Here is an 11,930-nt window from a genome sequence, read left to right as displayed (position 1 = left end):
ACGGTGACGACCAAAGGAGATGTACTATGAGCACCGAAACCGAGGGCGGCGACGACGACCTTCGTGAGCAGATCACGAACTTCCTGCGCCGCAACTTCCCGCAGATCCAGATGCACGGCGGTAGCGCGGCCATCCAGGACATCGACCGGGAGACCGGCGAGGTGTCCATCCAGCTCGGCGGCGCGTGTTCGGGCTGTGGCATCTCCCCGATGACCATCCAGGCCATCAAGACGCGCATGACCAAGGAGATCCCCGAGATCACCGAGGTCCACGCCAACACCGGCATGGGCGGCAACGAGGGCATGGCCGGCGGTTCGACCAGCCCCTCCTTCCCGGGCCACGAGTCGAGCGGCGGCGACGACGACGAAGGCCCCGAAGCGCCCTTCTGACCGGTCTCTCATCTCGTATTTTCCACACCCGAGAAGCGACGGCGAAGCGCAACGCACAGGGCAGTGGCTCGAGAAGCGGCTTCCAGACGTGAGTACTTCGATCGAAGGGGCCCAAGCCCGCCTCGCCGGCGCGTCGCTGCTCGCACTGGGATCGCTCGGCATCGCCGCCGTGGGCGGCTACCGGCTCGTCCGCGGCGTCGACGGCCTCCTGCTGGCGGTCCCCGTCGTGTTCGGCATCCTCGGGGGCGTCCTCGGTCTCGGCGGCACGCGATTGCTGTACGCGGAGGCGATGGGCGAGCGGACCCTCGAGAGCACCGCGAGCGTCGCGGGCGGGACGGTGTTGTTGCTCGGCGGGAGCGGCGTGGCCATCTTCGCCGCACAGATAACCGCGCCGCTGCTGGCCGCCGGCGTCGCCGTCGCCGGCCTCCTGCTCGCGCTGCTCGGACTGACCCAGATCAGCGCGGGTGCGCCGCCCGGGCCGGCCTAGTTCCGGCGGGTATTAGTCGCGCGGGCACCGGGACTGTGACATGACCAGTCAGGACCTCATCGACGCGCTCCGGGACGCCGACGCCGTGAAGTTCGGGGAGTTCGAGCTCTCACACGGCGGGACCTCCGAGTACTACGTCGACAAGTACGTCTTCGAGACCGATCCCCGCTCGCTGGAACTGATCGCGGAGGCCTTCGCCGACAGGGTCGGGGACGCGAAACTCGCCGGCGTCGCGCTCGGTGCCGTGCCGCTCGTCGCCGTCACGAGCGTCGAGACCGGACAGCCCTACGTCATCGCGCGCAAGCAGGCCAAGGAGTACGGCACCGGCAACCGGATCGAGGGCGACCTCGCCGAGGGGGAGGAGGTCGTCGTCCTCGAGGACATCGCCACGACCGGCCAGAGCGCGGTCGACGCGGTCGAGGCGCTCCGCGAGGCCGGTGCCGTGGTCGACCGCGTCATCGTCGTCGTCGACCGACAGGAGGGCGCGGCCGAGAACCTCGCCGAGCACGACGTCGAACTGGAGTCGCTCCTGACGGCCGACGACCTGCTGGCCGACGCGCCCGACGACGTCGGCGACGGGAGCTGAGGAGGGATGCGCGAGCGCCCGCCCGGCCCCGAGGCGGCGGACGGCTTCTTCGACCGGTTCGTCCACCCGTGGCTCGCGCGGGCCGGGGCGCTCGGGTTCGGCCTCTGGCTGGTGGCCTTCGGCCTGGCAACCGGCGGGCTGGCGGCCAGAGGCACCGCCAACCGGATCGCCGTCCAGTTGTTCTTCTACTCCGGTGTGATCGGGACGCTCGGAATACTAGTGCTCGGCGCCTGTACCGTCGTCCTCGCGGGCTTTTTCCTCCGTCGGGAACTGGTGTGATCCCCTACTTCGCGGGATCGAGGAAGATCGTGGCGCCGCCGACGACGAGGCCGGCGAGGCCAACCAAGAGGGACCAGCTACCAAGTGAACCCTCCAGCGCGACCGCGAGCAGGAGGAGGCCGGCGAGTTTGCTCGCCAGGTCGAGCCGGCGGAGCGCCGCGGGGGAGAGCGGGACGCGCATCTACCCGGCGAGCCGGTGCTGTCGGCGTTTGAGCAGGGCGTAGACGAGCAGGGTGTACAGCACCGGGATGCCGACCGTCATCGCCACGAGGTAGGGGTACAGCGCGTTGGTGGAGACGCCCAGCACCGTGGCGACCGTCCCGCGCATCCCGTCGATGGAGAGGACGATGGTGAGCATGATCGCCCCCACACCGAGGGCGGTCTGGGCGGGGCGGTCGAGCGGGTCGACCGTGAAGTGCTGGGGCTCCTCCGTGTTGTCGATCAGCGGCCAGACGATCATGACGCCGATGATCACCATCGGGATCAGGATGCCGCCGATGAACTCCGCCCACCCGCCGAGGACGACGGTCGTCCCGGCGAGGGTCACCTCCGCGGGGATCATCTTCAGCGAGCCGAACACCCACATGAAGAACCAGTCGGGGCTGGGGTTCGAGGGGGCTTCGAGGCCGATGGCCGCGATCCGCTGGACGGGGAAGAAGGCGGCGAGGAAGGAGATGGTCGCCGCCGTCAGCAGGAGTACGACCGTCGAGAGCAGGAACTGCTGGGGGAACAGGGGCGAGCCGACGACGAAGGAGTCGTCGTCGGCCGCGGGACTGCGCTCGCCGCCGCGGGAACTGGGCGCGTGTTCGGTGTGTTTCTGGCGCATCAGGATCATCATGTGGAGGCCGATGATCCCGATCAACAGGGCGGGGAGCAAGAAGACGTGCAGGAAGAACATGTGCGGGATCACCTGCTCGGCCTGGCTGGGGAAGGCCCCGCCGAAGGCCAGCCCCTGGAGGAACTCGCCGACGACGGGCACCGCGCCGGTCATGTTGAACCCGATGATGGTCGCGGCCTTGCTGAACCCGTCCAGCGGGAGCGCGTAGCCGAAAAAGCCCTCGGCGAGCGCCAGAAGGAGGAGCGTGCTCCCGACGAACCAGTTCGGCTCGTGGGGGTTGCGGTAGGCGCCGCTGAAGAACACCCTGAACATGTGCAGCGCGATGGCGGCGATGAAGATGTACGCCGCCCAGTGGTGGGCCATCCGGAGGAACATCCCGAAGGGCGTGTCGTAGGTGATCGACAGGACGCTCGCGAACGCCCCGGGCACCTCCTGTCCGGTCCACTCGGCGGCGTTGCCCTCGTAGGTAACTTCTGAGGCGACCGGCTCGTACATCAGGCCGAGGAAGGAGCCGGTCAGCGCGAGGAACATAAAGGAAAAGAGGGCGATCTCGCCGAGCAGGAAGGAGCCGTACTTGTCCTCGGGGAAGGCCTTCCCGAGCACGTCGTGGTTCAGCTCGAGCCGGTCGTCGAGCCAGGTGAACAGCCGGTTGTTGGGGTACTTCTGGCGGGTCTCGATGTGTCTGCCGTGGACCGGCTCGCCGCCGGTCGACCCGTCGTAGCCGCCGGCGTGGCCGCTCCCATCCGAGCGGGCCGACCCGTCAGCGGTCCCGTCGTCGATATCGCCGTCGTCGGAATTGTCGCCTGTCATCTGAGATCACTCCGGTCCGATCGGGCCCTCGATGGGACCCGTCGCCAGCAGCAGTTGGCCCGCCTCCGCGTCCGTGGGCGTTGCACCGTCCTCGGTCGTCTCGCCGGCGGCGACGCCGAGGGGAAGCTGGGGGAGCGCGCGCGGTGCCGGCCCGCTGGTCACCTCGGCGCCCTTCAGGGGATCGAACACCGAGCCGTGGCACTGGCAGTTGAACTGGTTTCCCTCGGTGCCGTCGACGAGACAGCCCAGGTGCGTACACACCTTCGAGTAGGCGGCGTACCCCTCGGCGACGCCGTCGAGGTTCGTCGGTTCCTCGTAGCTGTCCCGGGGGAACCGAGCGAGCAGGACGGTGCCGCGGTCCTCCTCGACGGGGCCGCCGCCCTCGGCCTCGGCGTAGACGGTCGCGACGTCGAGTTCGTCGGTCGCGGGCAGCGCGTCGGCGGCCGAAAGCGGGTTCCCGTCGGCGTCGACCAGCCGAACGCCCTCGACGAACACCGGTTCGGGCTCCTCGACCTTCCCGGACTCGGCGAGGCCGGCGAGCGAGGAGACGCCGAAGGCGCTTACGGCGCCGACGCCGCTGACTGCGGCGAGGACTTTCGCGACCTGGCGGCGCTCGATCTCGATCTCTGCGTGGGGGTCGTCGGGGCGGGTGTCGGTCGGCATTCAGTGATCCCTCCGTTCTGCGACGGTGATCGAGGGGACGAAGAAGACGGCGTAGACCAGTACGGTGGCGGCGAGCGTGAGGAAGAGCATGCCCGCGTAGACGCCGATGAACTGGTTGCGCGCCTGCCCGAGCCCCTCGAGGCCAAGCAGGGCGGCGAAGACGACGGTGCTCCAGGCCAGTCCAGCCAGCGCGAGCAGGCCCGTCCGGTCGGCCGGGGCCGGCCAGTAATCGACGATCCACCGGGTGTCGGTCTGGAGGTACGGCGGGACCTTCACGACCGGCTTCCGACCGTCAGATCTTCGATCCGACGAAGTCCCACTCGCGCTGCTCGCGGGACCCCCGTCGGGTTCCAGATCCGACTCCGCGATCGACTGGCGGGTGTGCCCGAGGCGGTCGACGAACCGCGTCGCGCCGACCATCGCGGCGACGGTCCCCAGGAGCGCGACCCAGGTGAGCACGCCGGACTGGTTGGGGCCGACCTCGACGGGCGTCGGCAGGAACTTCCCGGTGGGGTCGATGTCGGCCGACTGGTTGACCGGGACGGGGTCCTCGCCGACGCCGAGGCCGATCCCGCTCCCCGGGGTGCCGCTCGTGAGCGCGACGTACCACATCGGGAGCAACACCGAGGCGATCAGCAGGACGATGAGCACCGTCTCGCGCCTCATCCGCGATCGCCTCCGGTGGGTCGACGGACGATATCTCTCGCGCCAGCCTGGATAGTGTGACTCATGGGTTGGGAGAGGAGACCGTGACAGCGGCCCGCACGCGACGTGGGCGAGGATCGGGTGGGATCCAGCACCGCCCGCGGTGTGGGGCAGGACATTGCTAATTCGATGATGTTCGAGTTGCCTAAATGGGTCTTCCGTTCAGGATCGGCCCGTTGTCGCACGTTTCTCCACGTTGTTCGCCGTTTCTTCCGACCGAATCCGACAGACATACTACCGGGTCGGCGGCAGCTTCGAACGAACGGTTCGGCCCGACACATGAACCGACGCACCTACCTCCGACGGATCGGGGTCGCCGGCCTCGCGGGGACCGCGCTCGCCTCGCCGGCCGCCGCCCAGAACGGCGACGACAGCGCCGGCAACGAGAACGACGGAAGCCAGAACGACGGGAACGCTACCGGCGGAAACCGAAGCGCCGGCCAGACGGCGACCGTCTCCGGCGACGGCGAGACCCACACCGTCGAGATGCTGACCGAAGACGGCAGCTACTACTTCGATCCGGTCGGGCTGCACGTCCAGCCCGGCGACACCGTCGAGTTCGTCAACGCGAGCGGCTCTCACAGCGCCACCTCCTACTCGACGGACAACGACCGGGCCGAGACCCGCCGCATCCCCGAGGGCGCACCGGGGTTCGACAGCGGCACCTTCGAGGAACAGGGCGCGAGCTTCAGCTACACGTTCACCGTCGCGGGTACGTACGACTACTACTGCGCCCCGCACAAGGACCTCGGCATGGTCGGGCGCATCGTCTGCGGCGACCCGGGTGGCCCGGCCACCGAGGGCTCCATCCCCGACGCCCCGGGCAGCGGCGTCATGCCGTCGAGCCAGGACATCGTCGACGAGGGGAGCCTCGCCTATCCGTTCGTCCCGGGCGGACTGGAGCCGCTCCCCTGGCAGTTCTGGGCCGGCAGCGGCGTCTTCGGGGCCGTCTTCGCCTACCTCCTCTCGAAGTACGACCGCGAGTCCGGCCGGTACAGCGTCGAGAACGCGGACAATCGGGTGTAGATCCCGCGCGAACTCACCGTTGGGCCTTTGTGGCTCTATCGCGTACTAATGGCGATGGCAAACCTGGAACTGTACGAACTGGAGGGCTGTCCGTACTGTGCGAAAGTGATCAAGAAACTGGACGCGCTCGGCCTCGAGTACGAGTCCCACATGGTCCCCCGGAGCCACAGCGAGCGGACCGAAGTCGAGGAAGTCAGTGGCCAGACGGGCGTGCCGGTGCTCGTCGACCACGACAACGGCGTCGAGGGGATGCCCGAGTCCGACGACATCGTCGAGTACCTCGAAGAGACCTACGCCTGAGTTTTTCCGAGTCGATTCGTCTCGTCCCGAGCGGTTCGGTTGCACCCGATATCCAACGATCGCTGACAGCGGGGCCCACTCGACCACCCATTTATACGATATATCGAATAGCGCGATATGAAATTAGCCCACACACGCCGAGTGCCGCGATCGATTCACAGTCGCTGGGCGTCACGTTCTGGATACTGAGGGTGTCGAGACGCCTACTGCCCTTCGGTCTGCAGATCCGCTGACTGATCGGGACGGCCGCCAGACCGTTGGCGGCGGCGTCGATGCTAACGGCGACCGATAATTCGGTATCAGAAAAGCGTCGCGTCCCGCGGACTCAGGCCGGGTGTTCCTGCTCGTCGGCCCGTTCCTTGATCAGGTCCTTCAGGTCTTCCACGTCCCGGATGTTCTCGATCTCCTCGCGCTCGATGAGCGCGGTGCCGTCGACCGAGGCCTGGTGGGCGCGGTCGACGACGTAGATGGAGGTCGTTCGCGTGACCCGGCCGACGGAGGACATGATCCGGGCGCGTTTCTCCGCGGTCTCGGTGAACTCGCTGTGCCCGGTGAGCATGCGCTGTTCGCGGCGTTCGTCCTCGCTGATCGTCTTGAACGGGGCGCGGTCGGTCGGGTGCACGTCGTAGCCGACGCGGGTGAGCACGGCGACGACCGGTTCGTCGTCGGGGTCGACCGCGGGGTCGTCTGGCGTGGGTTCGCCGTCGCGGACCTCTTCCGCGCCGTCGATGACGTCGACGGGTGCGGTCAGGGGCGCCTCGAACAGCTCCTCGAGCTGGGTGGCCACGTCCACGGAGGCGTCCATGCCGTCCTCGTACTTCGAGACGGTCCGGCGGGAGACGCCCAGTTCCTGGGCCAGACGGCCCAGCGACCAGTCGCGGTCCTCGCGGGCGTCGGCCAGCACCTCGCTGTCGATGTTGACGTACAGGCCGCCGGGCGCGGCGTAGATCAGCGGCGGCACCTCCTCGACGAACAGGTCCATCGCCGTGTCGGGCGAGAGCACCGGGACGCCGTGGCGGAAGTAGACGACGCCGGGCTTGAGGTCCTCGTCGCGGGTGCGCAACCCGATGACGATGGGCGTCGCCTGCAGGTACTCGCCGAGGCGGCGCATCTCCGCGCCGGTCTTGCCGTCGAAGGCGTCGATGTTGCCGAGGATCTTCACCAGCACCGTGTCCGCACCGCGGCGGGCCGCGACGTCGAAGCTCTTGGGCCGGATCGCACACCGGTCGCTCACGAGAAACCCCGCGTCCCGCAACATTGCGGTGACGTTGCCGACCAGTGCGGATCGTGACATCAGGGTCTAACTAGTAAGTCCTCGCATAAAGTCCTTGTGACGGGGGGGCACGCCACGTCCGGCGGTTTTCCGATCGACCAGGGATAGCTTCATATATGATCGTTTCCCGAAACGCGTTACTCCGGCGGGCCGGAAGGGGATGGCGTGACCATCGTCGGTCTCGACGACACGGACTCCCGAACGCGGGGGATGTGTTCGACCTACGCCGCCGCGCGACTGGCCGACCGGGTACGCGACGTGGGCGGGCGCGTCGAGCGACTGCTCCTGGTCCGCCTCAATCCCGCCGTCGAGCACAAGACCCGCGGCAACGCCGCCCTCGCGGTCCACTGCGACCTCCCGGTCGATCAGGCCTTCGAGCTGGCGACCGAACTGGTCGACGAGGTCGCCGAGACCGCCGACGACCGGACCAATCCAGGCGTGGTCGCGACGGGCGACGACCTGGGCGCTCGCCCCGAGTGGCTCGCAGCCCTCCCCAGAAGGGCGATTCGCGAGATCCTCGACCCCGAAATCGACGTCCGCGCGCCCCTCGTCGACGGCGGGTATCGACATCGGGGCTGGGGGAACGGCCGGGGTCTGGTCGGCGCGAGCGCGGCCGCCGGCGCTTGGGCGGGCCTTGGCGAGCTGGAGAGTGGCCCCGTGGCCTCGCCCGTCGACTGGACCTACGAGCGGCTGACCTACCGCGAGCGCGACCGCTGGGGGAGCGACCGCGAGGTGGACCGCGACGCGGTCTTCGAGGTCGCCAACGAGTACTACCCGCGGATCTGGGACACCGTCGACCGCGGTGAGGGCGAGGCGGTCTGCGTCCCGAACACGCCCGGACCCGTCCTGTACGGCATCCGGGGCGACGACCGCGCGGCCGTCGAGGCGGCCGCCGAGGCCATCGAGAGCGAGCCCGTCGCCCGGGCGGTGACGTTCGTCACCAACCAGGGGACCGACCAGCACCTCCAAACTGTCGAACCAGGAGAGATCGAAGCGAACCGGGCCGTCCGCGTCACCGGCGAGGTGATCGAGGATCCCGAGACGAGGGAGGGCGGCCACGTATTCGCGACGCTGGGGTTTCCGGACGGTGAGGAGGGTTCGCTGCCGTGCGTCGCGTTCGAGCCGACGAAGCGGTTCCGCGATCGCGTGCGCGCCCTCCGAGCCGGCGATCGGGTGACCGCCTGCGGCGAGGTGAGCGACGGCACGCTGAAGCTGGAGAAGTTCGCGGTCAGGGACCTGCGACGGACCGAACCGGCCACGCCAGAGTGTCCCGATTGCGGGCGGCGGATGGAGAGCGCCGGCGCGGACGCTGGCTACCGCTGTCGGGACTGCAGGACGAGCGCCGACGGGAAAGTCGAGCGACCGATCGAACGGGACCTCGAGGCGGGGTGGTACGAGGTCCCTCCTTGCGCGCGGCGGCACATCGCCAAACCGTTAGTTCGGGGCGGGTTCGACGCGGCGACGCACCCGGAGCGGTGAGACGGTCGGTCTCGGTCGGGTTGTGATGACTCTGTTGAAACCCTTGGCAGTCGATACACTTAGCCCCGATTTCGGTCAATACAGTTCCCCGATCACTCCGCATCGAGAACCCAACAATACCAGTACATGGGGATCCCGGCAACCAAGCCAACAAGGAATAGAATTGGAATGTAGATGATTGCTAACCAGGGCGCTATCCAGTCGTCTATAGCTCTGTAAAGCTGAACGTTAATCGCGATCACCAAGAAGATTCCAACTAATACCTCCGTCATCTTCCGTTCCTTTTCCCGCTCTGAGATTGCGTATGGTGCGAGAAAGGCGATTCCGAAGGGGATCATCAAATGCGGTGGCCAAAGGAAGGATTCGAGAGACATTTTCGCATGTCCCCTAGCTATCCAGCCAGTTGCTTGGAGACCATACGCAACGAGTATCGAGGCTATAGCCACAAATAGTGAGTAGGTGAACGGAATAGAAGCCGCTTCTCCGTACCGTTCGTAGAGTTTGAAGAGAACTGCTGTTGTCGCATAGACACCCCCGATACCCATCCAAATCGTTTCCCAGCCCACTGCCTCGGGGAAGGCGACAGAAATCACGATGAGGACCGTACCAAGTCCGAAAACAACGGAAGTGAGAGGGTGAGAAGTCCGGCCCATATCGAGTCATCGAACTGAGCATTCAAGTTGATAAATGTCTTCTGGTCACTGAGAAAAACGCAGACGCACTGACCGGCTGTTGCCCGCCGTATTTTGCCTGAAACAGGGGATTTCAACAGAGGCGTTGTGATCGATCACTGGTCGTCTCCGTCTCGCCGGTCCGTATCGGGAACGACGGGGCCAGATCCCTCCCCCTCGTCCACCTGCCGAATCCCGACCTCGCCGGAGAGGTCGGCGGCGGGCCAGTCGTGGCCGGCGGCGCTGAACCGCTCCTTCGCCGTCCTGGTGAACTCGGAGCGGATGCGGACGACGTCGATCTTCTCGGGGCTGCGGACCCAGAACCGGACGTCGAGGAAGGCCGAGGTCTCCGTGATCTCCCGCAGGCGGACGGTGGCCGCCGGGCGGTCGAGCACGTCGGGGTGGTCCCGGGCGGCGGCGATCAGGAGGTCGGTCACGGCGGCGAGGTCGTTCTCGACGTCGACCTCGAAGGTGACGCAGAGCCGGAGGAACTCCTTCGCGCCGGGGTTGACGACGGGGTTGGTCGTCAGCTCGGAGTTGGGGACGGCGACGAGTTCGTTGTCGAAAGTGTGGACGCGGGTGGTGCGGAAGCTGATGTCCTCGATGACGCCCTCCTGGTCGCCCCAGCGGATCCAGTCGCCGATGTCGAAGGTGGGGTCGAGGACGATGAACACGCCGGAGACGACGTTGCCCAGCACGTCGCGGGCGGCGAAGCCCAGCGCGATGGTGAGGCCGGCGGTGATGGCGGCCGTCGCGGCGAGAAAGCGGGCGACGCCGGAGACCGAGGCGCCGACGAGGATGGCGAGGACGCCGATTGTCGCGTGGAGGACCTTCAGCGCGGGGAGTTCGACCGCCTGATCCACGTTCGCGAGGGCCGTCACGCGGCGAGCGACGGCCATCGAGACGTACCGGGCCGGGAAGTAGAAGGCGAAGGCGGCGACGACGAACACGGCTGCGGGGACGACGAACCGGCCGAGGCGGGTGAGCAGGAGTTCGAGGGCGCCGGGCAGGGCCATGGCCCGCCCTTCCACGTTGGGCGTGTTGAAACTCCGTGCCGGGGAAACGATGAGTGTGCTGGGCGTGGAAGGGGACCCATGGCAATCGGCGAGGACGAACGGGACGCGCTCGCGTACGAACTCGCCCGGTCGAAGTTCGAGGCCGCCGAACGCGGCGGCTACCGGGCGGAGTGGACGGCGGGCGACACCGCCATCGAAGTCCGCGAGATGGGGGGCGGTGACGGTGTCGTCTACGACGCCGAGGACCTCCTCCGGGCCGAATCGGATCGGGAGGTCAAGAACGCGCGGACTCCGCAGGGATGAGTGTCCGCGTGGGGTGCCTTCAGTAGCTATCTACTTCGGTGCCAACGGAACAGACGTACTCGCCGGTGGCGACCTGGGGGAGCCGCCGGGTGCGCCAGAACACGCCCTGGGAGTCGGCGGTGATCTCGTCTTTGGGCTGGCCGAAGACGTCGGTGACCTCGAACAGCAGGTCGTCGCGGGCGACCCGATCCCCGAGATCTTTGTGGAAGGTGACGAGGCCGCCCGAGGGGGCGCCGTACTGCTCGAAGCCGGTGGCGCGGGTCTGCGGTTCGGGGACGTGGGTGCCGTCGGTGAAGCCGTAGTAGTCGAGGACGTTCCGGACGCCCTGGACGCCGACCTCGATGGAGTGGTCGTCCCAGCCGACGCAGCCGCCGAGTTCGGGGTCGATGGTGGGGACGCCGTCGTCGGGGCCGGCGCGGGCGAGCTGGCCGTCGGGGCCCTTCTGGTCTAAGATGTAGCCGCAGCCGAAGACCTTCGCGAGTTCCAGACACTCCTCGTGGAGGCGGTGGCGGGGGCCACAGCGGACGCGGCACTCCTCGATCATCCGGGAGGTCGAGCCCTGGTGGAGGTCGAGCGCGAGGTCGGCACGGGTGGCGGCCTCGAAGGTGGCGGCGGCGATGCGCTCGCTGGAGGTGCCCCGTTCGTCGCCGGGGTAGGTCCGGTTCATCTTGGTGTCGTCGACCGGGTTGCGGTGCTCGGCGACCTGGAAGCCGTGGTAGTTGACGATGCCGACGACGAGGAGCGTGCCCGCGATCTCGTCGGGGTCGAGCGAGGGGAGCAGGCGCTGGACGACGCCGACGCCGTTGAGTTCGTCGCCGTCGCTGGCGGCCTGCACGTAGAGCGTCTGCCCGCTTTCGGCACCGTTGACGACCGCGACCGGGAGCCCGACCTCGGTGCCGTCGCGGGTCTCGCCGACGAACAGCCGCCCCGTGTCGATCTCGCCGGGGGCCGCCGTCGCCGTGCCGAGGCTGGTCATTATCACCACAGGACGGTTGCACGGTCTTAGGCGGTTCGATATATCCCATTCGCTGCCGGAAGGGGCGGACTCGAAACAGGGGTCGGTTCAGCGGGCGCGAACGACCCCGCGGAGAGAGCGGCGGACCGA

The 11,930-nt window shown here is 67.8% G+C and carries 16 protein-coding genes; 8 read left to right on the top strand and 8 right to left on the bottom strand.

The window, feature by feature from the left end; all coding sequences use genetic code 11:
- Positions 1-26: 26 nt before the first annotated feature.
- The 4 genes from U5918_RS10730 (at position 27) to U5918_RS10715 (ending at position 1,741) form a co-directional block, all read left to right on the top strand.
- Positions 27-389: a NifU family protein gene (locus tag U5918_RS10730; protein WP_336001349.1), complete on the top strand. Its 363-nt coding sequence runs from the start codon at positions 27-29 to the stop codon at positions 387-389.
- 88 nt (positions 390-477) lie between these two features.
- Complete coding sequence (locus tag U5918_RS10725; RefSeq protein ID WP_336001348.1) at positions 478-876, top strand: hypothetical protein; 399 nt, start codon at positions 478-480, stop codon at positions 874-876.
- Positions 877-916: 40 nt separating this feature from the next.
- Positions 917-1,462 (top strand): orotate phosphoribosyltransferase, encoded by a 546-nt coding sequence (gene pyrE, locus U5918_RS10720; protein WP_336001347.1) that lies wholly within the window; start codon positions 917-919, stop codon positions 1,460-1,462.
- A 6-nt stretch (positions 1,463-1,468) separates the two neighbouring features.
- The gene (locus U5918_RS10715) at positions 1,469-1,741 is read left to right on the top strand and encodes a hypothetical protein (protein WP_336001346.1); all 273 of its coding nucleotides are present in this window, start codon (positions 1,469-1,471) and stop codon (positions 1,739-1,741) included.
- Positions 1,742-1,745: 4 nt separating this feature from the next.
- Here the strand turns inward: U5918_RS10715 and U5918_RS10710 are convergent, their stop codons facing one another.
- The 4 genes from U5918_RS10710 to U5918_RS10695 are packed head-to-tail and all read right to left on the bottom strand — an operon-like array spanning position 1,746 to position 4,718.
- The gene (locus U5918_RS10710) at positions 1,746-1,922 is read right to left on the bottom strand and encodes a DUF8120 family protein (protein ID WP_336001345.1); all 177 of its coding nucleotides are present in this window, start codon (positions 1,920-1,922) and stop codon (positions 1,746-1,748) included.
- Positions 1,923-3,389, bottom strand: a complete 1,467-nt coding sequence (locus tag U5918_RS10705) for a cytochrome b (protein WP_336001344.1) — start codon at positions 3,387-3,389, stop codon at positions 1,923-1,925. It abuts the gene before it with no gap.
- A 6-nt stretch (positions 3,390-3,395) separates the two neighbouring features.
- The gene (locus U5918_RS10700) at positions 3,396-4,052 is read right to left on the bottom strand and encodes a QcrA and Rieske domain-containing protein (protein ID WP_336001343.1); all 657 of its coding nucleotides are present in this window, start codon (positions 4,050-4,052) and stop codon (positions 3,396-3,398) included.
- Positions 4,053-4,718 (bottom strand): hypothetical protein, encoded by a 666-nt coding sequence (locus U5918_RS10695; protein WP_336001342.1) that lies wholly within the window; start codon positions 4,716-4,718, stop codon positions 4,053-4,055.
- A 318-nt stretch (positions 4,719-5,036) separates the two neighbouring features.
- Here U5918_RS10695 and U5918_RS10690 point away from each other — a divergent pair, with 318 nt between their 5' ends.
- Together U5918_RS10690 and U5918_RS10685 are read left to right on the top strand one after the other, a co-directional pair.
- The gene (locus U5918_RS10690; protein WP_336001341.1) at positions 5,037-5,783 is read left to right on the top strand and encodes a plastocyanin/azurin family copper-binding protein; all 747 of its coding nucleotides are present in this window, start codon (positions 5,037-5,039) and stop codon (positions 5,781-5,783) included.
- A gap of 54 nt (positions 5,784-5,837) precedes the next feature.
- Complete coding sequence (locus U5918_RS10685; RefSeq protein ID WP_336001340.1) at positions 5,838-6,083, top strand: glutathione S-transferase N-terminal domain-containing protein; 246 nt, start codon at positions 5,838-5,840, stop codon at positions 6,081-6,083.
- Between the two features lie 325 nt (positions 6,084-6,408).
- On the opposite strand, the gene U5918_RS10680 is transcribed toward U5918_RS10685, so the two are convergent.
- Positions 6,409-7,377, bottom strand: coding sequence for a transcriptional regulator (locus U5918_RS10680; RefSeq protein ID WP_336001339.1), 969 nt, complete (start codon positions 7,375-7,377; stop codon positions 6,409-6,411).
- Positions 7,378-7,521: 144 nt separating this feature from the next.
- On the opposite strand from U5918_RS10680, the gene U5918_RS10675 reads away from it, so the two are divergent.
- The gene (locus U5918_RS10675; protein WP_336001338.1) at positions 7,522-8,835 is read left to right on the top strand and encodes a tRNA(Ile)(2)-agmatinylcytidine synthase; all 1,314 of its coding nucleotides are present in this window, start codon (positions 7,522-7,524) and stop codon (positions 8,833-8,835) included.
- A gap of 92 nt (positions 8,836-8,927) precedes the next feature.
- On the opposite strand, the gene U5918_RS10670 is transcribed toward U5918_RS10675, so the two are convergent.
- Entirely contained in the window at positions 8,928-9,488 is a 561-nt protein-coding gene (locus tag U5918_RS10670; RefSeq protein ID WP_336001337.1) for a hypothetical protein, read from the bottom strand.
- Between the two features lie 134 nt (positions 9,489-9,622).
- Positions 9,623-10,522: a mechanosensitive ion channel family protein gene (locus U5918_RS10665; RefSeq protein ID WP_336001336.1), complete on the bottom strand. Its 900-nt coding sequence runs from the start codon at positions 10,520-10,522 to the stop codon at positions 9,623-9,625.
- A 78-nt stretch (positions 10,523-10,600) separates the two neighbouring features.
- Between U5918_RS10665 and U5918_RS10660 the strand changes: the two genes are divergently transcribed.
- On the top strand, positions 10,601-10,825 hold the full coding sequence (locus tag U5918_RS10660) for a hypothetical protein (RefSeq protein WP_336001335.1): 225 nt from the start codon (positions 10,601-10,603) through the stop codon (positions 10,823-10,825).
- Between the two features lie 19 nt (positions 10,826-10,844).
- On the opposite strand, the gene U5918_RS10655 is transcribed toward U5918_RS10660, so the two are convergent.
- Positions 10,845-11,801: a succinylglutamate desuccinylase/aspartoacylase family protein gene (locus tag U5918_RS10655; RefSeq protein ID WP_336001334.1), complete on the bottom strand. Its 957-nt coding sequence runs from the start codon at positions 11,799-11,801 to the stop codon at positions 10,845-10,847.
- Between the last annotated feature and the right edge of the window lie 129 nt (positions 11,802-11,930).

Source organism: Halorientalis sp. LT38 (genome assembly GCF_037031225.1).
Classification (GTDB): domain Archaea; phylum Halobacteriota; class Halobacteria; order Halobacteriales; family Haloarculaceae; genus Halorientalis; species Halorientalis halophila.
This window is presented reverse-complemented; position numbering and strand designations above follow the sequence as displayed.

Excerpts from the sequence above, each read along its gene's own strand:
- U5918_RS10730 (WP_336001349.1), top strand. The coding sequence starts at position 27 with ATGAGCACCGAAACCGAGGGCGGCGACGACGACCTTCGTGAGCAGATC.
- pyrE (WP_336001347.1), top strand. The coding sequence starts at position 917 with ATGACCAGTCAGGACCTCATCGACGCGCTCCGGGACGCCGACGCCGTG.
- U5918_RS10715 (WP_336001346.1), top strand. The coding sequence starts at position 1,469 with ATGCGCGAGCGCCCGCCCGGCCCCGAGGCGGCGGACGGCTTCTTCGAC.
- U5918_RS10710 (WP_336001345.1), bottom strand. The coding sequence starts at position 1,922 with ATGCGCGTCCCGCTCTCCCCCGCGGCGCTCCGCCGGCTCGACCTGGCG.
- U5918_RS10705 (WP_336001344.1), bottom strand. The coding sequence starts at position 3,389 with ATGACAGGCGACAATTCCGACGACGGCGATATCGACGACGGGACCGCT.
- U5918_RS10700 (WP_336001343.1), bottom strand. The coding sequence starts at position 4,052 with ATGCCGACCGACACCCGCCCCGACGACCCCCACGCAGAGATCGAGATC.
- U5918_RS10695 (WP_336001342.1), bottom strand. The coding sequence starts at position 4,718 with ATGAGGCGCGAGACGGTGCTCATCGTCCTGCTGATCGCCTCGGTGTTG.
- U5918_RS10690 (WP_336001341.1), top strand. The coding sequence starts at position 5,037 with ATGAACCGACGCACCTACCTCCGACGGATCGGGGTCGCCGGCCTCGCG.
- U5918_RS10685 (WP_336001340.1), top strand. The coding sequence starts at position 5,838 with ATGGCAAACCTGGAACTGTACGAACTGGAGGGCTGTCCGTACTGTGCG.
- U5918_RS10680 (WP_336001339.1), bottom strand. The coding sequence starts at position 7,377 with ATGTCACGATCCGCACTGGTCGGCAACGTCACCGCAATGTTGCGGGAC.
- U5918_RS10670 (WP_336001337.1), bottom strand. The coding sequence starts at position 9,488 with ATGGGCCGGACTTCTCACCCTCTCACTTCCGTTGTTTTCGGACTTGGT.
- U5918_RS10665 (WP_336001336.1), bottom strand. The coding sequence starts at position 10,522 with ATGGCCCTGCCCGGCGCCCTCGAACTCCTGCTCACCCGCCTCGGCCGG.
- U5918_RS10660 (WP_336001335.1), top strand. The coding sequence starts at position 10,601 with ATGGCAATCGGCGAGGACGAACGGGACGCGCTCGCGTACGAACTCGCC.
- U5918_RS10655 (WP_336001334.1), bottom strand. The coding sequence starts at position 11,801 with ATGACCAGCCTCGGCACGGCGACGGCGGCCCCCGGCGAGATCGACACG.